This is a genomic window from uncultured Sphaerotilus sp., assembly GCF_963924895.1.
Lineage (GTDB): Bacteria > Pseudomonadota > Gammaproteobacteria > Burkholderiales > Burkholderiaceae_C > Sphaerotilus.
The window spans coordinates 41,064-62,258 of the sequence record NZ_CAWURG010000016.1 but is presented as its reverse complement, the minus strand read 5'-3'; the positions used below and the strand labels follow the sequence as shown (position 1 = coordinate 62,258).

At 66.7% G+C, this 21,195-nt stretch carries 18 protein-coding genes; 8 read left to right on the top strand and 10 right to left on the bottom strand.

The window, feature by feature from the left end; genetic code table 11:
• Positions 1–124: 124 nt before the first annotated feature.
• The 3 genes from AABN02_RS07260 to AABN02_RS07250 form a co-directional block, all read right to left on the bottom strand.
• Positions 125–553 (bottom strand): hypothetical protein, encoded by a 429-nt coding sequence (locus AABN02_RS07260; RefSeq protein ID WP_338414254.1) that lies wholly within the window; start codon positions 551–553, stop codon positions 125–127.
• Between the two features lie 146 nt (positions 554–699).
• Positions 700–1,722: an aldolase/citrate lyase family protein gene (locus AABN02_RS07255; RefSeq protein WP_338414253.1), complete on the bottom strand. Its 1,023-nt coding sequence runs from the start codon at positions 1,720–1,722 to the stop codon at positions 700–702.
• Positions 1,723–1,838: 116 nt separating this feature from the next.
• Positions 1,839–2,825: a malate dehydrogenase gene (locus tag AABN02_RS07250; protein ID WP_338414252.1), complete on the bottom strand. Its 987-nt coding sequence runs from the start codon at positions 2,823–2,825 to the stop codon at positions 1,839–1,841.
• A gap of 186 nt (positions 2,826–3,011) precedes the next feature.
• Here AABN02_RS07250 and AABN02_RS07245 point away from each other — a divergent pair, with 186 nt between their 5' ends.
• The 7 genes from AABN02_RS07245 (at position 3,012) to gltA (ending at position 8,948) form a co-directional block, all read left to right on the top strand.
• A complete protein-coding gene (locus AABN02_RS07245; protein WP_338414251.1) occupies positions 3,012–3,773 on the top strand; it encodes a GntR family transcriptional regulator in 762 nt (253 codons plus the stop codon).
• Between the two features lie 90 nt (positions 3,774–3,863).
• Positions 3,864–4,286 (top strand): succinate dehydrogenase, cytochrome b556 subunit, encoded by a 423-nt coding sequence (gene sdhC, locus AABN02_RS07240; protein WP_338414250.1) that lies wholly within the window; start codon positions 3,864–3,866, stop codon positions 4,284–4,286.
• 37 nt (positions 4,287–4,323) lie between these two features.
• Positions 4,324–4,689, top strand: coding sequence for a succinate dehydrogenase, hydrophobic membrane anchor protein (gene sdhD, locus AABN02_RS07235; protein WP_338414249.1), 366 nt, complete (start codon positions 4,324–4,326; stop codon positions 4,687–4,689).
• Positions 4,689–6,515 (top strand): succinate dehydrogenase flavoprotein subunit, encoded by a 1,827-nt coding sequence (gene sdhA, locus AABN02_RS07230; RefSeq protein WP_338414248.1) that lies wholly within the window; start codon positions 4,689–4,691, stop codon positions 6,513–6,515. Before sdhD ends, sdhA begins: the two co-directional genes overlap by 1 nt.
• 36 nt (positions 6,516–6,551) lie before the next feature.
• A complete protein-coding gene (locus AABN02_RS07225) occupies positions 6,552–7,256 on the top strand; it encodes a succinate dehydrogenase iron-sulfur subunit (RefSeq protein WP_338414247.1) in 705 nt (234 codons plus the stop codon).
• A 53-nt stretch (positions 7,257–7,309) separates the two neighbouring features.
• Positions 7,310–7,579, top strand: coding sequence for a succinate dehydrogenase assembly factor 2 (locus AABN02_RS07220; protein ID WP_338414246.1), 270 nt, complete (start codon positions 7,310–7,312; stop codon positions 7,577–7,579).
• Between the two features lie 58 nt (positions 7,580–7,637).
• The gene (gltA, locus tag AABN02_RS07215; RefSeq protein ID WP_338414303.1) at positions 7,638–8,948 is read left to right on the top strand and encodes a citrate synthase; all 1,311 of its coding nucleotides are present in this window, start codon (positions 7,638–7,640) and stop codon (positions 8,946–8,948) included.
• Between the two features lie 95 nt (positions 8,949–9,043).
• On the opposite strand, the gene AABN02_RS07210 is transcribed toward gltA, so the two are convergent.
• The 7 genes from AABN02_RS07210 to AABN02_RS07180 form a co-directional block, all read right to left on the bottom strand.
• Positions 9,044–10,393, bottom strand: a complete 1,350-nt coding sequence (locus tag AABN02_RS07210; protein ID WP_338414245.1) for a methyl-accepting chemotaxis protein — start codon at positions 10,391–10,393, stop codon at positions 9,044–9,046.
• 26 nt (positions 10,394–10,419) lie between these two features.
• Positions 10,420–11,133: an RNA polymerase sigma factor FliA gene (locus AABN02_RS07205; RefSeq protein WP_338414244.1), complete on the bottom strand. Its 714-nt coding sequence runs from the start codon at positions 11,131–11,133 to the stop codon at positions 10,420–10,422.
• Between the two features lie 19 nt (positions 11,134–11,152).
• Positions 11,153–12,001: a flagellar biosynthesis protein gene (locus AABN02_RS07200; RefSeq protein ID WP_338414243.1), complete on the bottom strand. Its 849-nt coding sequence runs from the start codon at positions 11,999–12,001 to the stop codon at positions 11,153–11,155.
• Positions 12,002–12,027: 26 nt separating this feature from the next.
• Positions 12,028–13,716: a flagellar biosynthesis protein FlhF gene (flhF, locus tag AABN02_RS07195; RefSeq protein ID WP_338414242.1), complete on the bottom strand. Its 1,689-nt coding sequence runs from the start codon at positions 13,714–13,716 to the stop codon at positions 12,028–12,030.
• Entirely contained in the window at positions 13,713–15,818 is a 2,106-nt protein-coding gene (flhA, locus tag AABN02_RS07190) for a flagellar biosynthesis protein FlhA (protein WP_338414241.1), read from the bottom strand. The genes flhF and flhA overlap by 4 nt, the downstream gene beginning before the upstream one ends.
• Complete coding sequence (flhB, locus tag AABN02_RS07185) at positions 15,815–17,002, bottom strand: flagellar biosynthesis protein FlhB (RefSeq protein ID WP_338414240.1); 1,188 nt, start codon at positions 17,000–17,002, stop codon at positions 15,815–15,817. The genes flhA and flhB overlap by 4 nt, the downstream gene beginning before the upstream one ends.
• Positions 17,003–17,218: 216 nt before the next feature.
• A complete protein-coding gene (locus AABN02_RS07180; RefSeq protein ID WP_338414239.1) occupies positions 17,219–18,814 on the bottom strand; it encodes an ABC transporter substrate-binding protein in 1,596 nt (531 codons plus the stop codon).
• A 131-nt stretch (positions 18,815–18,945) separates the two neighbouring features.
• On the opposite strand from AABN02_RS07180, the gene AABN02_RS07175 reads away from it, so the two are divergent.
• A complete protein-coding gene (locus AABN02_RS07175; protein WP_338414238.1) occupies positions 18,946–21,195 on the top strand; it encodes a heavy metal translocating P-type ATPase in 2,250 nt (749 codons plus the stop codon).

Here is a 21,195-nt window from a genome sequence, read left to right as displayed (position 1 = left end):
CCGTGCGGGGTGGCTGGGCTTGGGGGTAGTCCGGTATTTTATGTCTTATATAAGACTTGCCAAGGGAAAGTACGCACTGGCCGTGGCGATCTCGCCATGCCAGCGTCAGTGCGTCTGTCCTGGATCAGATTTTCTGCGTCGGATGGATGCACTCGTCAACCATGCGCTGTCCGATCTTGGAGTTCATCATCATGGACTTGTTGGCAATCTGCAGCCAGACGACGCCGGCCTTCTTGTCTTCCAGACGGACGGCACCCGTCGTGGTCGGCTCCGGCACGAGCAGGTACTTCTTGCCCTTGAAGGCGATGCGGAAGTAACCCGCCTTCTCCGGCGCGCTCTCGACACTGATGGTCTGGTTGAACTCGCAGTGCTGTGCACCAACCAGCACACGCTCGGCATTGGCGATCTGCTCCGGGCTCAGTTCGGCGAGCGGCGCAGGCGGGGCCGCCTCCGCCTTGGCTTTCTTGGTGGCCGCCAGCGCTGATCCGGCAGTCAGCGCGCAAGCGGCAGCAATCAGGGTGGCAACGAGGGAACGGGTGATCAGGTGGGACATCAGGAACTCCGGAGCGGATGAGGCGAAACAGGCGGAAGCGAACCATATCGGCACACCCGGGCAACCGGGTGACCGCAGGACACAAGGACGTGCAGTTTGCCGCACCGGATCTCCCTGACTGTTGCAGGGCGTAGCGACACCCCAGCTCAGTGTGCCCCGAAAAAGGCCAGGCGCACCTCGCCCGGCATCTGACCGGCGCCGTGGATCGACGTGCGGTGCGCGCGTTCGAGCACGTGCCAGAAATAGCGGTAGCTGGCGCGGTCGTGGAGCGTGTCCTGCCCATGGTGGCGGTGGCGGATTGGCCCCCAGTGGGCGGCCTGCGCGGCCAGCAGGATCTCGGCGGCCTGGTCCACCTCGGCGGTCGTCGGCGAGAAGGCATCGACGATCGGGCGGATCTGGTCCGGGTGGATGCTCCACATCCGCGTGTAGCCAAGTTGCCGGCACGCCTTGGTTGCCGCTTCTTGCAACGCTGACATGTGCTTGAACTCGGTAACCACGCAGTGCGACGGCACCTTGCCCCAGCCGTGGCAGGCGGCAGCGATCTCCAGCTTGGCGCGCATCACCAGCGGATGCTCGAACTGGCCCTTGACCGTCATGCCGCTCTGCGGAATGGCCCCGCGGTGGTCAGAAACAAAGTCCATCAGCCCGAAGGACAGCGACTCGATGCGCGGGTGTGCGGCCAGCGCCTGTACCTCGCGCAAGGCGCCGTGCGTCTCGACCAGCGCGTGCACGGGGATCTGGCGCGACACGCCGTGGCGGGCGATCGCCTCGTCGATGACACCGACCGCACGCTCCAGATCGGCGATGCCGCGCGGCTTGGGCACCATCAGGTAGGCCAGCCGCTCGCCCGCCCGTCCGACCACCACATCGACCATGCGCTCGAACGCCGGGTGGTCCACGGTCTGCACCCGGGCACCGACACGGCCGTAGAGGTTCTCGGGCGCATTGACCAGATCGGCGATCAGGTGCGCATGCTCGACCTCGCCGCCGACGGGGGCGCCGTCCTCACCGTCGAGCGTGATGTCGAAGACGGGGCCGAGTTCCGCCTGCAACTCCAGGCTCTTGCGCATGCGGACTTCGACGCCGGCGTAGTGGTCGCACACCGGCAACTCGGGCACAGGGGCGTCGTGGGCATCGAACAGGGCGTCGCGGGGATGGACTTTGCGCATGGTGTCAGACCTTGGTGTCCCAGACCTACAAGAAAAAAGGCCGGTGCTTGTGGCGACCGGCCTTCCATTGTGGACCTGCTGGATCAGCCGGTCCGCACTGTCATCTCAGTGAGAGATCACAGCAGATGCTTGACGCCGTCCTTCTCGCCTTCGAGTTCGGCCAGGGTCTTGTTGATGCATTCCTGCGAGAACGCGTCGATGGACAGGCCTTCGACGATCTTGTACTCGCCACCTTCGCAGGTGACCGGATAGCCGAACATCGTTTCAGCCGGGATGCCGTATTCGCCGTTCGACGGGATGCCCATCGTGACCCAGGCGCCGTTGGTGCCCAGGGCCCAGTCGCGCATGTGGTCGATGGCCGCGTTGGCAGCCGAAGCAGCCGACGACAGGCCACGGGCAGCGATGATCGCGGCACCACGCTTGCCGACGGTCGGCAGGAACACGTCGCGGTTCCAGGCTTCGTCACCGATCATGTCCTTGACCGACTCGCCGCCGATGGTGGCGAAGCGGTAGTCGGCGTACATCGTCGGCGAGTGGTTGCCCCACACGGCCAGCTTCTCGATGGCGGCGACCGGCTTGCCGGTCTTGGCAGCGATCTGCGAAGCGGCGCGGTTGTGGTCCAGGCGCAGCATGGCGGTGAAGTTCTTGGCCGGCAGATCCGGAGCCGCCTTCATCGCAATGTAGGCGTTGGTGTTGGCCGGGTTGCCGACCACCAGCACGCGAACGTCACGCGAAGCGACCGCGTTCAGTGCCTTGCCCTGCGCGGTGAAGATGGCGCCGTTGATCGACAGCAGCTCGGCACGCTCCATGCCCGGACCGCGGGGACGCGAACCGACCAGCAGCGCGTAGTCGGTGTCCTTGAACGCGGTCATCGGGTCGCTGTGGGCTTCGATGCCGACCAGCAGCGGGAACGCGCAGTCTTCCAGCTCCATGATCACGCCCTTGAGCGCTTCCTGGGCCTTTTCCATCGGCACTTCGAGCAGTTGCAGGATGACCGGCTGGTCTTTGCCGAGCATTTCGCCCGAGGCAATGCGGAACAGCAGGGCGTAACCGATCTGACCAGCAGCGCCGGTAACGGCAACACGGACGGGCTTCTTGCTCATGGGCGAGGCTCCTGAAATAAGTGCAGCGAGGTGGGGTCAACGAAAAACCAGAAATCGGCGGCCAGTCTAGGGATCGACCCCAATGCTGTCAATCATCTTATGTCTTATATAAGACATCTTGTAGAACAGCGTTGCAGCACGGCACAGCGATGTGCTGCAATCTCGCCCATGCCCCCTCCCGCGTCCATGTCAGCGCAACCATTGCCCGCCGATCCGGCAGGTGAAAACACGCCGGCCTTCAGTCCGCTCTACCAGCAGATCAAGTCGCTGATCATGCGCGGCCTGCAGTCGGGCGAGTGGAAACCGGGCGAGGCCATCCCGAGCGAGCTGGAGCTGGCGGCGCGTTTCCGGGTGAGCCAAGGTACCGTGCGTAAGGCTATCGACGAGTTGGCAGCAGAGAATCTGCTGGTTCGACGCCAAGGCAAGGGCACCTTCGTGGCCACCCACAGCGAAGAGAAAATCCAGTATCGATTCCTGAGGCTGCAGCCAGAAGGCAGTGCCGATCCAATGCCCATGCAGCGCCAGTTTCTGGACTGCAGACGGATCCCGGCGCCCGCCGAGGTGGCGAAAGCCCTGTCGCTGCGGGCGGGCGAGATGGCGGTGGAAATCCGCCGCACGCTCTCGCAGAGCGGTTGCCCGATCGTGCTGGACGACATCTGGTTGCCCGCCCAGCTCTTCACCGGGCTGACCGCACAGCGCATGGGCGACTACAAGGGGCCGCTGTACGGCCTGTTCGAATCCGAGTTCGGGGTACGCATGATCCGGGCCGAGGAGAAGATCAGGGCGGTGGCAGCCGACACGGAAGTGGCCGGTGTGCTGGGTGTCGAGGCAGGCAGTCCGCTGCTGAGCGTCGAGCGCCTGTCGTTCACCTACGGCGACAAGCCGGTGGAGTTGCGCCGAGGCTTCTACAACACCTCGACACACCACTATCGCAACGAGCTGAGTTGAAAAGATGTGGGCCGGACCTCCCGCGAGGGTGTTTGGCCTGCTGCATTGCAATAAAATTCGACGGTTTCATCGTCATTACAAAGGCATCTCATGGCAGACACCATCAAGCAGCGGCCAGGCCCGATGCGTCTGATCGACGCGACCCAGTACCGACTTCCCGTCGCAGCACAGTTGTCCATCCTGCACCGCGCCAGCGGCATCGTGATGTTCCTGCTGCTGCCGTTCATCGTCTGGATGTTCGACACCAGCGTCAGCTCGGAAGTCTCGTACGACAGCTTCACATCGGTCTTCTCGGCCGGCTGGGGGTTCCTGCCGGGCTGGTTCGTCAAGCTGGTGGTGCTCGCCCTGATCTGGTCCTACCTGCACCACTTCTGCGCCGGTGTCCGCCACCTGTGGATGGACGCCACCCACAGCGTCTCCAAGGAACAGGGCCGCTCCTCGGCTGTCGTCAGCTTCGCGCTGAGCCTGACGCTGACCGTGGCCCTCGGTGCCAAGCTGTTCGGCCTGTATTGACCTGACAAGACAAGAGACCACAAGGCGATTCCCCACCATGTCCATTAATTACGGCTCGAAGCGCATCGTCACCGGTGCGCACTACGGTCTGCGCGACTGGCTCGCGCAGCGCATCACCGCGGTGCTGATGGCGCTGTTCACCATCGCCCTGCTCGCGCAGGTCCTGTTCGGCGGCCCGCTGGGCTATGACCGCTGGTCGGCGATCTTCTCGTCGCAGTGGATGAAGACGCTGACCTTCGTGCTGATCGTCTCGCTGGCGTGGCACGCCTGGGTCGGCATGCGCGACATCTTCATGGACTACGTGACCCGCTCGCTCGGGCTGCGGCTCACGCTGCAGGTGTTCACGCTGGTCTGGCTCGTCGGCTGTGCCGGCTGGGCGGTGCAAGTTCTCTGGAGACTCTGATGGCGTCCATCGCTACTTCTGCCAGCTACGCTGGCTCCCTGCCGCGCCGCAAATTCGACGTGGTCATCGTCGGCGCCGGTGGTTCGGGCATGCGTGCCTCGCTGCAACTGGCCCGCGCCGGCCTGAACGTGGCCGTGCTGTCCAAGGTGTTCCCGACCCGCTCGCACACCGTCGCCGCCCAGGGTGGCGTCGGTGCCAGCTTGGGCAACATGTCGGAAGACAACTGGCACTACCACTTCTACGACACCGTCAAGGGCTCCGACTGGCTGGGTGACCAGGACGCGATCGAGTTCATGTGCCGCGAAGCACCGAAGGTCGTGTACGAGCTGGAACACTTCGGCATGCCGTTCGACCGCAACGCCGACGGCACCATCTACCAGCGCCCGTTCGGCGGCCACACGGCGAACTATGGTGAAAAGCCCGTCCAGCGCGCCTGCGCCGCCGCCGACCGCACCGGCCACGCGATGCTGCACACGCTGTACCAGCAGAACGTCAAGTCGCGCACGCAATTCTTCGTCGAGTGGATGGCACTCGACCTGGTCCGCGACGCCGAAGGCGACGTGGTCGGCGTGACCGCGCTGGAAATGGAGACGGGCGACGTCTACATCATGGAGGCCAAGAGCGTGCTGCTGGCCACCGGTGGTGCCGGCCGGATCTTCCAGGCCTCGACGAACGCCTTCATCAACACCGGCGACGGCCTCGGCATGGCGGCCCGCGCCGGCATCCCGCTGCAGGACATGGAGTTCTGGCAGTTCCACCCGACCGGCGTGTCCGGCGCGGGCGTGCTGCTGACCGAAGGCTGCCGTGGCGAAGGCGCGATCCTGCGCAATGCGAACGGCGAGCGCTTCATGGAGCGCTATGCCCCGACGCTGAAGGATCTGGCGCCGCGTGACTTCGTCTCGCGCTGCATGGACCAGGAAATCAAGGAAGGTCGCGGCTGCGGTCCGAACAAGGACTACATCAACCTCGACATGACCCACCTGGGTGGCGACACCATCCTGAAGCGCCTGCCCTCGGTGTTCGAGATCGGCCACAACTTCGCCAACGTCGACATCACCAAGGAGCCGATCCCCGTGGTGCCGACCATCCATTACCAGATGGGTGGCATCCCGACCGGCATCACCGGCCAGGTCGTGACGACGAAGGACAACGTCAACACGATCGTCAACGGGCTGTACGCGGTGGGTGAATGCTCGTGCGTGTCGGTGCACGGCGCCAACCGCCTGGGCACCAACTCGCTGCTGGACCTGCTGGTGTTCGGCAAGGCCGCCGGCAACCACATCATCGAGTCCTTCAAGGCGGCGCCGAAGTCGCACAAGGAACTGCCGAAGGACGCCGCCGACCGCTCGCTGGCCCGCCTGGCCCGCCTCGACAGCAGCACCACCGGCGAGTACGCGCAGGACGTCGCCAACGACATGCGCGCCGCGATGCAGCAGCACGCCAGCGTCTTCCGCACGCAGAAGATCATGGACGAAGGCACCGTCAAGATCAACGCGCTGCGCGAGCGTGTCGCCCGCATCACGCTGAAGGACAAGTCCAAGGTCTTCAACACCGCCCGCATCGAGGCGCTGGAAGTCGACAACCTGATGGAAGCTGCGCAGGCCACGATGACCTCGGCCGCTGCACGCCAGGAATGCCGTGGCGCGCACACCGTCAAGGACTACGAGCGCGGCGCGGACGACGCGCAGTTCCCGCTGGGTCGCAACGACAAGGAATGGATGAAGCACACCCTCTGGGACAGTGCCACCAACTCGCTGTCGTACAAGCCCGTCAACCTCAAGCCGCTGACGGTGGACTCGGTTCCGCCCAAAGTCCGCACCTTCTAAGACGCCCAGCGAAGTCAGCAGACAAGAGAACACACCATGGCCAAGCGCACATTCCAGATCTACCGCTACGACCCCGACAAGGACGCCAAGCCCTACATGCAGTCGATCGACGTCGAACTCGACGGCAACGAGCGCATGCTGCTGGACGCCCTGAACAAGCTCAAGGCCGTCGATCCTACGCTGAGTTTCCGCCGTTCGTGCCGCGAAGGCGTGTGCGGCTCGGACGCGATGAACATCAACGGCAAGAACGGTCTGGCCTGCCTGACCAACATGCGTGACCTGCCGGGCGTCGTCGTCCTGAAGCCGCTGCCAGGGCTGCCCGTCATCCGCGACCTGATCGTGGACATGACGCAGTTCTTCAAGCAGTACAACTCGATCAAGCCCTACCTCGTCAACGACGATCCGCCGCCGGACAAGGAGCGTCTGCAGACGCCCGAAGAGCGCGACGAGCTGAACGGCCTGTACGAGTGCATCCTGTGCGCGAGCTGCTCGACGAGCTGCCCGAGCTTCTGGTGGAACCCGGACAAGTTCGTCGGTCCGGCCGGTCTGCTGCAGGCCTACCGCTTCATCGCCGACAGCCGCGACCAGGACACCAGCGCCCGTCTGGACAACCTGGAAGATCCGTACCGCCTGTTCCGCTGCCACACGATCATGAACTGTGTGGATGTCTGTCCGAAGGGCCTGAATCCGACCAAGGCCATCGGAAAGATCAAGGAATTGATGATCCGCCGGGCCGTCTGAGCCTCGGGTGCGCCATCCCGGTGCACCCTGGTCAGACCACTGAAAGATGCGCAATGGACACTTTGCTTGATGAGCGAGCCCTCAGCAAGCTGCACTGGCGCTGCCGGCGCGGCCTGCTGGAAAACGATCTGTTCATCGAACGGTTCTTCGGGCGCTATGAATCCAGCCTGACCGTCCGACAGGCCCGGGGCCTGGAAGTTTTGATGGATCTTGCCGATAACGACCTGCTGGACCTGCTGCTGCGCCGGCGCGAACCTGAAGGTGATCTGGCTCAGCCAGACGTCATGGTCGTGCTGGACATGCTGCGGCAACAACGGCCGTGAGATTCGGGCGGGATCGAACCGTTTCAGACACTATTGACCTACCGAGGAAACAGCCATGATGACCCCCTCCGACGTGAAGGCCACCCTATCGTTCTCCGATGGCAGTGCCTCGATGGACCTGCCGCTCTACAAGGGAACGATCGGCCCGGACGTCATCGACATCCGCAAGCTCTACGCGCAGACCGGCAAGTTCACCTACGACCCGGGCTTCCTGTCGACGGCGTCGTGCAACTCGACCATCACCTACATCGACGGTGACAAGGGCGAACTGCTGTACCGCGGCTACCCGATCGAGCAGCTCGCCGTCAACTGCGACTTCCTCGACACCTGCCACCTGCTGCTGTACGGGGATCTGCCGAACGCAGACCAGCGCACCGACTTCCATGGCCGCGTGACCAACCACACGATGGTCAACGAGCAGATGCAGTTCTTCCTGCGTGGCTTCCGTCGTGACGCGCACCCGATGGCCATCCTGACCGGCCTGGTCGGCGCGCTGTCGGCCTTCTACCACGACAGCACGGACATCAACAATCCGGAGCACCGTGACATCGCCGCGATCCGCCTGATCGCCAAGATGCCGACGCTGGTGGCGATGGCCTACAAGTACACCGTGGGCCAGCCCTACATGTACCCGCAGAACGACCTCTCGTACGCCGGCAACTTCATGCGCATGATGTTCGCCACGCCGTGCGAGGAGTACAAGGTGAACCCGGTGATCGAGCGCGCGCTCGACCGCATCTTCATCCTGCACGCCGACCACGAGCAGAACGCGTCGACCTCGACCGTGCGCCTGTGCGGCTCGTCGGGCACCAACCCGTTCGCCGCCATCGCCGCGGGCGTGGCCTGCCTGTGGGGCCCGTCGCACGGCGGTGCCAACGAGGCTTGCCTGAACATGCTGGGCGACATCCAGAAGATGGGTGGCGTGGCCAAGGTCGGCGAGTTCATGAACCAGGTGAAGGACAAGAACTCCGGTGTCAAGCTGATGGGCTTCGGTCACCGCGTCTACAAGAACTACGACCCGCGTGCCAAGCTGATGCGCGAGACCTGCCACGAAGTGCTGGGCGAACTCGGCCTGCAGAACGACCCGCTGTTCAAGCTGGCGATGGAACTCGAGAAGATCGCGCTGGAAGACGACTACTTCGTCGCCCGCAAGCTCTACCCGAACGTCGACTTCTACTCCGGCATCGTGCAGCGCGCCATCGGCATCCCGGTGCCGCTGTTCACCGCGATCTTCGCGCTGGCCCGCACGGTCGGCTGGATCGCGCAGCTCAACGAGATGATCGGCGATCCCGAGTACAAGATCGGCCGTCCGCGCCAGCTGTACGTCGGTGCTGCCCGCCGCGACGTGCCGCCGCTGTCGGCACGCTGATCCAGGTCCGGCACCTCCCGGTGCCGCTCCCGCAAGACCCAAGGCCCCTCGTCGGGGCCTTGTTCATTTTCAGCGCCCACCTTGTGCCCGGTGGATCAGAAGCGGTATCCGATGCGCAGCGCTCCCCAGTGGCGCCCCTGGATCAGGATCGGTGCCGCGACTTCCTTGAGCAGCACGAAGTTGCCACCGCCCATGTCACGGCGGTAGGTCTGCACCAGAAACGGCCGGCGGTTGCGGGCCGAGGCCAGTCCGGTGCGGTCGTTGAAGATGCGCCGGAAGCGGCTGTTGGCGGTGTTCCAGACCACGTCGCCCGGGCGTTGCGTCTGGCAATAGATGCGGTTGTGGGTGGCCACATAGCCGTTGCGGTCCACGGCGATGCAGTAGGCGACCTTCTCGCCCGCGGCCAGCACCTGCTCCTGCACCTCGGGAAACAGCCGGTCGGCCAGCGGCACGAACCGGGTCAGGAACTGCGGCGGATCGGACTTCACGATCGGCTGGTACTGCTCGTCGAACAGGGCCGTCAAGTCAATCTGCCCTGCGGCCAGCGCCTTGTCGAGCAACTCGGTGATGCGCTGCGCCGCGGCCTGCGCCGAGCGGATCAGCGGGGTGTCTTCGGTCTCGACGCCGCAGCCGGCCAGTTCGTCGATGAGGCGTTCCGAGACGGTGAGGAAGCGGTCGCTGCAGTGCATCGCGGTATCGAGTCCGCCGATCGCGCCCTGGATTTCCTTGCCCAGCATGTCGGTCTTGTCGATCACTTCCTGCGCGATCGAACGGCTGGCTTCTGCCGCCCCGTCGATGCGGTGCACCGCCGTCTCCACGTCGGCGAAGGCCCGGTGGATCTGGCCTTGCCGATCGGCGCGGGGATCGATGCGGATGTCGCGCGAGAACGCCTCGATGCGGCGGTCCAGATCGTCCAGCGTGCCCATGATGGTGCGCGAGGACGACTCGACGCGGCCGGCCAGATCTTTCACCGCATCGGCCACCACGCCGAAACCACGACCGGCCTCCCCTGCCCGCTTCGCCTCGACCGAGGCGTTGAAGGCCACCAGCCGCGTCTGCAAGGCAATCTGGCCGATGTCTCCGGCCGCGCTGGCGACCTGGTGCAGCACCTCGACGATGCCCGTCACCTCGCGCGCCACCTGCTCGACCTGCTGGCGGGCACGGACCACCGCATCCCGGCTCGCCTGCGTGGCCTCACCGATGGCCTGCTGGGTCTGCTGCACGCGGGACAGGTCGCCGTTCAGGTGGATCATCGCCTCCATCTGGGCGGTGACGATCTTCTGCGTGTCCTCGATCACGCCGCGGGTTTCCGCTGCATCCCGGCCAATGTGCGAAACCTGCCGGGACAGGCGTTGAACCACTTCGGATGGACTGACCAGCGCAGGACCGGCATCGACGGACGGTGTCAGCGCGACAGGCCCTCGCGATCGCAGCAGGTTCAGCATGCAACGTTCCTCAGGAAGAACATGAACTACCAGGTGCGCAGCTTGGCGCGCAGACGGGCGATGGACTGGCTGTGCAGTTGGCAGACCCGGGACTCGGTGACCCCCAGGACGGCCGCGATCTCCTTGAGATTCATGTCCTCTTCGTAATACATGCTCATCACGAACTGCTCGCGTTCCGGCAGGTGCTTGATCGCCTCCACCAGCGCCTCGCGCATGCGCCGGTCGTTCAGACGGGCGAGCGGATCGGCTTCGCTGTCGACGACGTGGCGGTCGAGGTAATCGTTCTCGCCTTCGTCGCCGCTCATGTCCTCGAGGTAGACCAGCTGCGTGCCACGCACCCGGTTCAGCAGGTCCTGGTAATCGGTGAGCGCCAGCCCCATCTCGATGGCGATCTCGCTCTCGTGCGGGGCGCGGCCCAGGCGCTGTTCCAGCCGGTGGACGGCGGCCTCGATGTCACGCTGGTGCTTGCGGTTGCTGCGGCTCATCCAGTCGCCGCCGCGCAGTTCGTCCAGCATCGCGCCGCGGATGCGCTGGGTGGCGAAGGTCTCGAACTGGACTCCCTGCTTCACGTCGAAACGTGTCAGGGCGTCGGTCAATCCGATCATGCCGACCTGGATCAGGTCATCGAGTTCGACGTTGGCCGGCAAGCGGGCAATCATCTGGTGCGCCAGACGCCGAACCAGCGAGCTGTATTGCTCCAGCATCTTGTTGGCTTCGAGTTGGCCCTTGGAGGTGTACATCAGGTGGCTCCGGATCAGTTCAGACCATCGGCTGCAAAAGGGGTGACGAGGTCACCAGCGCCGGGCCACGGCGCCCCATCTCGGGCAGGACAAACGCCGCCGCTGCGCCCATGGAGGCTTCCATGAAGGCCATGAGCGAGGCAGACGCCATCGCAGGCAGCGCCACGGTGCGCGGATCGATGTCGACAGAGTCGTGGCGGACACCGCCGAAGAACAGGGCCGCACACTGGGCCAGCCGGTCCTTGACCAGCCGGATGCCAGCCGAGCCCGCCGCAGCGCTCACCAGCAGATCGTGCGACAGCCAGTCCACGCGCTGCGACAGCACTTTCAGGGCGGCATAGGCATGGGTCATCGAATCGGGTTGTTCGTCGCAGATCACGATGGGACGCGGCCGGCTCAGCTGCAGATCCCCGCGGCCGAACATCCGCGCCAGCTCGTTCGCCGATCCGTGCACGACCACCGCCTGGGACAGCGGCGCCGCATCGATCAGCGCCTGCAGGAAGGCCTGGGTCGAGCCGCCGGCATTGCTCCAGCGGGCCGGCAGTCCGCGGGCGGACAGGCTCGCGGTGCGGTCAGTCAGCACCTGGATGCGCTCGGACAGATCGAGGATCGGCTCGGACGGATCGGTCTTCTGGCGCGTGGCCTCGCGGACACCGGGTCGGGGGTGGTCGCAGACATCGACCACCAGCGTGTAGAGACCGAGCTGGTCCAGCGCTGCACAGATCTGCCGGATCAGCACCCCCTCGTGGGCGACGAAGGGATTCGACACCACGGGAATGAAGCGCACGGTCCGGGTCGAGAACAGACGGCGCAGTCCATCGGCCTGGTCGCCAGGTTGAGCACGACGTGCATCAGAAGGAAATGCCATCATCGACTCCGTCGGCCGGTCCGGGCTCATGCGCCGAGTTCTCGCGACGCGTGACCGCTGCGGCGCAGCGCCGTGCCCGTCGCGGTGCCGGAGCGCGCGAAGGTCATGCTCACGTCGCCGGGGCTCATGCGCCAGGCCTGGGAGGCGCTGCCACGCAGGGCGCGCTGGACCAGCGTCTGGCTGTTCAGGTGGTGCCAGTCCTCCGGCACGCGCTGGCCGGTGGAGACGGCCAGCACCTTCAGCCGGTGGCGGATCATGGCGTCCAGCGCCGGTCCGAGCTTCACCGCCTCGTCGAGCTTGGACAGGATGATGCCCTTGGCCTGGGTCGCCTTGTAGGCGGTGATCACGTCCTCGATCGTCTCGGCCTGCTGCGCGGCGTTCACCACCAGCACGCGGTTGATGCTGCGGTGGGTCAGCATGTCCAGCAGGTCGCGGGTGCGGGCATCGCGCTGGGCCAGGCCTGCGGTGTCGATGAGCACCATCTTCTTGCCGGACAGCAGGTCGAGCAGGTCTTCCATCGCGGCGCGGTCGTGCGCCGTGTGGACCGGCACGCCGAGGATGCGGCCATAGGCCCGCAGCTGCTCGTGGGCGCCGACGCGGTAGGCGTCCAGCGTGATCAGGCCGAGCTGCGAGGGACCGTGGCGGGTGGCGAAAGCGGTGGCGAGCTTGGCGGTCGAGGTGGTCTTGCCGACGCCGGTCGAGCCGATCAGCGCATAGACACCGCCCTCGTCTTCCAGATCGGCCTCGTCCTCGCTGGTGAGCAGGTTGCGCTGCAGCACATCGGTCACGGCGCCCAGTTCGTCGCCCTCTTCCGCCGGCATGCCGTCGACGATCTCGCGCACCAGGGCCGGCGAGAAGCCGCACTCGAGCAGGCGGGTGCTCAGCTGCACCTGGCGCGGGCTTTTCTGCAGCCGGTCCATGAAGGCCATCATGGTGAAGCGTTCCTCGATCAGGCTCTTCATCGAGCGGATCTCGGCCAGCATGTCCGCGTCGGCCGACGGGGACGAGGTGATTTCGGGTTCGTCGTCGAAGCGGTCGTCGGCTGCGGCCGCCGGGGCCATCCGCACGGCCGGGCTGTCCGGCAGGCTGGCACGGCTGGGGACTGGCGGGGCCGCCTTGGTCGGTGCCGCGGGCTTGAGCAGGAACGAACGGGGCGCTGCATCGTCGGCAGGTGCGGCAGCCGGCGCCGACGCTTCGGCGCGGGCACTGTCCGGCGGCAGCGACCAGTCGCCGTAGGCAGGTTCGGCGGCCGAGGCAGAACGTCCCGTCAGCGGCTTGTTCGCATCGGGGCGGGCGGCCGGCGCGCGGGACTCGGGCTCGGGCGCACTGCTGGCGTCACGGCCACCCAGTTCGGCCTTGCGCTTCTTGAGCATGCGCTCGCGGACGTAATCCTGGAAGGACAGCGTGCTCATGGCCAGCGTGCCCACGTCGTCCTGCACCGGGGTGGCGGTGGGTTCCGGCGCGGTCGGCGGCGCTTTCGGGGCAGCAGGCGCGACCATCGAACGCAGTGGCGGCTTGGCTGCCGCCTGGGGAGCGGGCGCCGCAGGCGCGTCGTGCCGGTCCAGTGCGTCAATGCTTTCGGAGGGCATCGCCACGACTTCGACCCCGTCACTGCTCGGTTTGGTCGACAGGATCACCGCATTGTCGCCGAAGGTCTGACGCACTTTCTGCATCGCTTCGCGCGAGTTGCGCCCGAAAAAGCGCTTCACATTCATGAGTGTGCTCCGATGATCGAACCGATGCGGATCGAGTGGGTGTCAGGTATTTCGCTGTGCGCCAGCACCTTCAGGCGTGGCGCTGCACGGCGCAGCAGGCGGGACAGGGACGGACGCAGGGGATCGGGCACCAGCAGGCAGGCGGCCTGCCCGAGGTCTTCCTGGCGGCGTGCCGCGTCGAAGGCACCGCGGCTGAGCTGGTCGGCGACGCTCGGATCGAGCACCGGGCCGTTCACCGCGGTCAGTGCCTGCGTCAGCAGCCGCTCCAGATCGGGCTCCAGCGCGATCACGTCCAGCTCGCGCTGCGTGCCGTAGATCTGCTGCACGATGGCCGGGGCCAGCGCCACACGCAGCCGACGCGTCAGCTCGACCGGGTCGGTGACACCGGCGGCCGACTGCTCGGCCAGCGATTCGACGATCGAGCGCATGTCGCGGATGTGCACGCCTTCTTCCAGCAGGGACTGGAGGATTTTCTGCAGAGGGACGATGCCGATCATCTTGGGGATCACGTCTTCGATGAGTTTGGGTGCCAGCTTGGTCACATGCTCGACCAGCGCCTGGGTTTCGGTGCGGCCCAGCAAACGGGCCGCGTGTTGTTGCATCAAGTGTGAAAGATGGGTCGCCACGACGGTCGAGGAATCAACAACGGTGTACCCAGCCATTTGGGCGGTTTCTCGCTGCCGCTCGTCCACCCACACCGCGGGCAGCCCGAAGGCCGGATCGACGGTGGTCTGGCCCTGCAGCGCCAGTTGGGCGTTGCCGGGATTGATGGCCAGGAACATGCCCGGATAGGCCTCGCCCTCGCCCATGACGGCCCCGCGCAGCGTCAGGCGGTACATGCTGGGCTTGAGTTCGAGGTTGTCGCGGATGTGCACGGAAGGCGGCAGGAAACCCACCTCCTGCGCAAACTTCTTGCGCACACCTTTGATGCGGTTGAGCAGATCGCCGCCGCGCTCCTTGTCCACCAGCGCGATGAGGCGGTAGCCGACCTCCATGCCGAGCGTGTCGACGGGCTGCAAGTCGTCCCAGGTCGCCTCATCGCCAGGGGCCTTGGCGGCTGGCTCATCGGCTCCTGCCAGGCTGGCAGCCTCCGCAGCAGCCAGCAGCGCGCCGCGGCCCCGCATGGTGTAGGCCAGATAACCCAGCACGCCCGCCACCGACAGGAACAACAGGTGCGGCATGCCTGGCACCAGACCCAGCATGCCGATGACGCAGGCCACCATGCCCACCGCCTGCGGCGTGCGGAACATCTGGCCGATGATCTGCGTGCCGACGTCCTGCTCCTTGCCCACGCGGGACACCACCATGGCCGCAGCCACCGAGATCAGCAGGCTGGGGATCTGCGCCACCAGCGCGTCACCCACCGCCAGCAGCACATAGGTGCTCGCCGCGGCCGACGCCGTCAGGTCGTGCTGCGCCACGCCGATGATGAAGCCGCCGATGATGTTGATGACCAGGATCAGGATGCCGGCGATGGCGTCACCGCGGACGAACTTCGAGGCACCGTCCATCGAGCCGAAGAACTCCGCCTCGTTGCCGACCTCGATGCGGCGGCGCTTGGCCTCCTTCTCGTCGATCAGGCCGGCGTTCAGGTCGGCGTCGATCGCCATCTGCTTGCCGGGCATGGCGTCCAGCGTGAAGCGCGCGCCGACTTCCGCGATCCGCTCGGCGCCCTTGGTCACCACGACGAAGTTGATGACCACCAGGATCGCGAAGACGATGAAGCCGACCGCGAAGTTGCCGCCGATCAGGAAGTGCCCGAAGGATTCGATCACCGCACCGGCCGCCCCCGGTCCGGTGTGGCCTTCGAGCAGCACGACCCGGCTCGAGGCCACGTTCAGCGACAGCCGCATCAGCGTCGTCAGCAGCAGCACCGAGGGGAAGGCCGCGAAGTCCAGCGGCCGCACCATGTAGGAGGCCACCACCATCACCATCAGCGCCGTGGCGATGTTGAAGGTGAACAGCAGGTCCAGCAGGAAGGTGGGCAGCGGCAGCACCATCATGGCCAGGACCATGATGATCATCACCGGGGCGGCCATGCCCTGGATCAGGGCCGAGTTGGCGCCGAAGAGGCGCTGCAGGTTCTGGAGCTGGGCGTTCATGGCGTGGGCGTGGAGGCGCCACCGGTGCGGGCGGCATGCCGGTTGTGGCGGGGATCGGCCGGGTCAAGCTCCGGCGGCACGGGGACCAGGTCCAGCGAAGTCGGGTACGGGGCACGGCCGGCCATCGCCTCGCGCAGGCGGAACACATGGGCCAGCACCTGCGCCACGGCGCTGTAGAGCGCCACGGGGATCTCGCGGTCCAGTTCGGTCGTGGCGTAGAGCGCGCGGGCCAGCGGTGGTGCTTCCAGCACCGGCACCCGCGACTCGGTCGCCAGTTCGCGGATCTTCATCGCCACCTGGTCCGTGCCCTTGGCGACGACCTTGGGCGCGCCGCCGCCGTCCTCGCTGTACTTGATGGCCACGGCGTAGTGGGTCGGGTTCATCACGACCAGATCGGCTGTCGGCACCGCGGTCATCATCCGGCGGCGCGAGGCCTCGCGCATGCGCTGGCGCAGGCGGCCCTTGATTTCCGGGTTGCCCTCCTGCTGCTTGTGTTCTTCCTTGATTTCCTGGTGGCTCATCTTGAGCTTCGAGGCGTGCATGAAGCGCTGCAGCGGCAGGTCGATCACCGCGAACAGCGCCAGCACCAGCACCAGCAGCCACAGGCCCGACAGGATCTGGCTGCCCGCCTCGGTGAATGCCGCACTCAGCTCGACCGACTGGCTGCGCACGAAGTCGTCCCGGTGCGCCCACATCCACAGCGCCCCGACCACCGCCAGCAGCAGCGCCAGCACGCAGGACTTGAGCGTGTCGCTCAGCTTGTCCTTGGAGAGGATGTTGACCAGGCCACTGAGCGGGTTGAGCTTGCCGAAGTTCGGCGCCATCACCTTCATCGTGAACACCCAGCCGCCCGAGGCCATCGAAGCGGCCACCGACACGACGCAGACGACGCTGCCCAGGAAGAGGCTCAGCAGCAGCAGATCAGGCACCACCGAAGACAGCCGCTCGGCCATGAAGGCCGGGCTGGCCACCGTCGCCGCATCGAAGCGCAAGGCCGCGGCCAGCAGGTCGCGCAGGCGCTGCGTGACCGAAGGCGCCACCGACGAGATCACGCCCAGGCAAGCCGCCACCACCACGAAATGCCCGAGGTCCCGCGAGCGCACGACCTGGCCTTCGTCACGCGCCTTCTTCAGGCGCTGCTCGGTCGCGGGTAGCTGCTTGTCTTGGGAACTGTCGCCGGACATCGGGAGGAGGACTCTGGAAAGGGGGTGTCGGAGGAAGGGGTTCGCCGCCATTCTTCCGCCCGAGGTCCGGAACTGGAGACCGATAAGCACGCCCTTTCTCGGCGTATTCCCGCCCGGCCACCCCCACCCACATCGCCGCCCGCGTCAAGCAGAAAAAAGGCGGCCAGAGGCCGCCTTGATCCGATCTTGGGCGCGTTCACCGCCCTCGCCGCCGCATCAGCGCGGCGCCACGCTCACCCACTGCCACTCCAGCCAGTTGTCCGCGCGGTGCACCACGGTCACGTTCTGCCGCGCCGCCCAGGGCACGAACTGGCGGTGCAGCGGGATGTGGTGGACCTGCGCGTTGTGCTCGGCGAAGACCTGCTTGATGAGCGCCTGGCGCTTGGTCACATCGGCTTCCCGGCTGGACGCGGCGGCCAGCGCATCCAGCTTGTCGTTCTTCACGTTGCCGAAGTTCCAGTCGCCCACGCCCTTGTCGGCGCGGCTGCGGTAGATCGGGGTGAAGGTGGTTTCCGGGTCGGTGATCGAGCCACCCCAGCCGAGCAGGTACAGGCTCGTGTCCAGCTTCTGCAGCTTGGGGAAGTAGCTCGCGCGCGGCATGGCGTTGACCCGCACCTTGACCTTCAGCTGCGACCACATGCCCGCCAGCGCGACGCAGAGTTCTTCGTCGTTGACGTAGCGGTTGTTGGGGCAATCCATCGTCACCTCGAAGCCGTTGGCGTAGCCCGCGTCCGCCATCCCCTTGCGGGCCGCGGCCAGATCGAACGGCAGGCGCTTTTCAATCTCCGGGTCGTTCAGGCTGCCCAGCGGGCTGGGCACCACCGCGCCAGTCGGGATCGCCTGCCCGTTCATCAGCTTGGTCTTGATCGCCTCGATGTCGATCGCCTGGTAGAGCGCGCGGCGCACGCGCACGTCCTTGAACGGGTTGGTGTCGCCCGGCACCTGGCCATAGAGCAGCTTGTCGCGCGCCTGGTCCATGCCGATGAAGAGCACGCGGTTCTCCACGCCCTCGACCACCTTGATGCCCGGCGTGCTCTTCAGGCGCGCCACGTCACGCGGTGCCGGGTCGAGCACGAAGTCCACCTCGCCCGAGACCAGCGCGGCGAGCCGGGTCGCGTCGCTCTTGATCGGGGTGTAGACGACCTCCTGCAGGTTGCCCTCGAACTTGCCCCACCACGCCGGGTTGCGCTTGTAGGTGGTCTTGATGTCGGGCTGGCGGCTGACGAGGAGGAAGGGGCCGGTGCCGTTGGCGTTCATCGCCGCGAAGCTTTCTTCCTTGTTCTTGAAGTCCTGCGGCTTCACGGCGTGGTTCTTTTCGGACCACGCCTTGCTCATGATGAAGAGCGTGTTCATGTGCTGCAGGAAGACCGGGTTCGGCTCGGCGAGGCGGAATTCCACCGTCAGCGCGTCGATCTTCTTCGGCTCGCCGACCTGGTTGGCGTAGGCGATCAGGTTGGAGCTGGGCTCGCGGGCACGCAGGATGGAGAAGACCACATCGTCCGCGGTGAAGGGCGAGCCGTCGTGGAACTTCACGTTCGGCCGCAGCTTGAAGCGCCAGACGAGCGGCCCGGTCTGCTGCCACTCGGTGGCGAGCTGCGGGACGATGCCGAGCTGCTTGTCGCGCCCGACCAGCGTCTCGTAGACCTGGGCGTTCATCTGGTTGGTCAGCGACTCGTTCTGCGAGTGCGGGTCCATGGTCTGCGGATCGCCCTGGGTCGCCCAGCGCAGCGTCTGGGCCGAGGCGGGCAGGCCCAGCGCGGCGGCCAGCACGGCAGCGGCGACAGTGGGCAACAGCGAACGAACAGTGGACATGGGACAGGCTCCTGCAAACAGCGATGCGGGCAGTGTAGGCGGATCGTCCGTGCAATGTTCCCGCATGTTCCCGCATGGGCGGGCTTGACCAGCATCAAGACGAGGCCCGGGAATCCGGGCACAGTCCCGCCATGGACACCACCGTCAACACCGCCGACCCCGCCGACCCTGCCCTTTGCGAATGGACCCTGCCCATTGATGGCATGACCTGCGCCTCGTGCGTGGCGCGGGTCGAGAAGGCGCTGAAAAAGGTGCCGGGCGTGGTCGAGGCCGAGGTCAATCTGGCGATCGAGCAGGCCCATGTCGTGGCCCGCGCCGACACCGCCACCCGCGAGGCGCTGCAGGCGGCCGTGAAGCGCACGGGCTTCAGCGTGCCGGACGAGGTCGCGGAAGGCGCGCCGCCGCCCGTCGTCATCGAGCCGTGGCTGAGCGAAGGCCGGCGTGTGGCGATCGCGGCGCTGCTGTCGGCACCACTGGTGCTGCCGATGCTCGCCGAGGTGTTCGGTGTGCACTGGATGCTGCCGGGCTGGCTGCAATGGGCGCTCGCCACCCCAGTGCAGTTCTGGCTCGGGGCGCGTTTCTACCGCGCGGGCTGGGCTGCGCTGCGCAGTGGCAGCGGCAACATGGACCTGCTGGTCGCGCTGGGCACGAGCGCGGCCTATGCGCTGTCGGTCTGGCTGCTGCTGAGCGACACCTCGGGGATGCCGCACCTGTACTTCGAGAGCGCCGCCGTGGTCGTCACGCTGGTGATGCTGGGCAAGTGGCTGGAGACCCGCGCCAAGCACCGCACGGTGGACGCCATCCGCGCGCTGCAGGCGCTGACGCCGGAGTCGGCCCACGTGATCGGCCCGGACGGCACCGAAGCCGACCGGCCGCTCGGCCGGCTGCGGGTCGGCGACCGGGTGGTGATTCGCCCTGGCGAGCGCATTCCGGTCGATGGCGAGGTGCTCGAAGGCGCCAGCCACGTCGATGAATCGCTGCTGACCGGCGAGAGCCTGCCGGTGGCCCGCGAGCCCGGGCAGCGCGTGACGGGTGGCGCCGTCAATGGCGAAGGTCGGCTGGTCGTGCGCACGCTGGCCATCGGCGCCGAGACCACGCTGTCGCGCATCGTGCGGATGGTCGAGTCGGCGCAGGCGAAGAAGGCACCGATCCAGCGGCTGGTCGACCAGGTGAGCGCGGTGTTCGTGCCGGCGGTGGTGGTGATCGCCGTCATCACCCTGCTGGGCTGGGGCCTGACGAGCGGCGACTGGACGATGGCCGTGCTGCGGGCGGTGGCGGTGCTGGTGATCGCCTGTCCGTGTGCGCTGGGGCTGGCCACGCCGGCGGCGATCATGGTCGGCACCGGCGCCGCCGCACGCCACGGCATCCTCATCAAGGACGCGCAGGCGCTCGAACTCGCCCACGCCGTGCGCATCGTCGCCTTCGACAAGACCGGCACGCTCACGGCCGGCAAGCCGGCGCTGGTCGGCCATGTCGCGGCACCGGGCCAGTCGGACGAGGAGGTGCTGGGCTGGGCGGCCGCACTGCAATCAGGCAGCGAGCATCCCCTGGCCCGCGCCGTCGTCACGGCCGCCGCAGGCCGGACCCTCCTGCCCGCCGAGCAGATGTCGGCGCAGGCCGGCCGTGGCGTGATGGGCGTGGTGCAGGGCCGCGCGCTGCGGCTGGGCAGCCGGCGCTGGATGGATGAACTGGGCGTGCCGGTTACGGCGCTGCAAGGCAAGGCGGACCAGTGGCAATCGCAAGGTCAGACTCTGGCCTGGCTGGCCGAAGTGCCGGGAGACGGCGGAACCGGTGTGCCCACCCTGCTCGGCCTGCTGGCCTTCGGCGACACGATCAAGCCCGGCGCCCGCGAAGCGATCGACCAACTGCACGCGCTGGGCGTGCGCACCCTGCTGGTCAGCGGCGACAACCGCGATGCGGCGGGCGCCGTGGGCCGGGAACTCGGGATCGACGAAGTGCGGGCCGAGGTGCTGCCCGGCGACAAGGCCGGCGTCATCGCCAACTTGCGGGCCGATGGCACCCGCGTGGCGATGGTGGGCGACGGCCTGAACGATGCGCCGGCGCTGGCAGCGGCCGACGTGGGCATGGCCATCACGCACAGCGACGGCACGGGGACAGACGTGGCGATGCACGCGGCTGGCATCACGCTGATGCGTGGTGACCCGCGTGCAGTGGCGGAGGCGATCGACATCTCGCGCCGGACCACGGCCAAGATCCGCCAGAACCTGTTCTGGGCGTTTGCCTACAACGTGGTGGGCATTCCGCTGGCCGCGTTCGGCCTGTTGAGCCCGATGGTGGCGGGCGCCGCGATGGCCGCCAGCAGTGTCAGCGTGATCAGCAATGCCTTGCTGCTGGCGCGGTGGTCACCGCGTGAGCGGTGA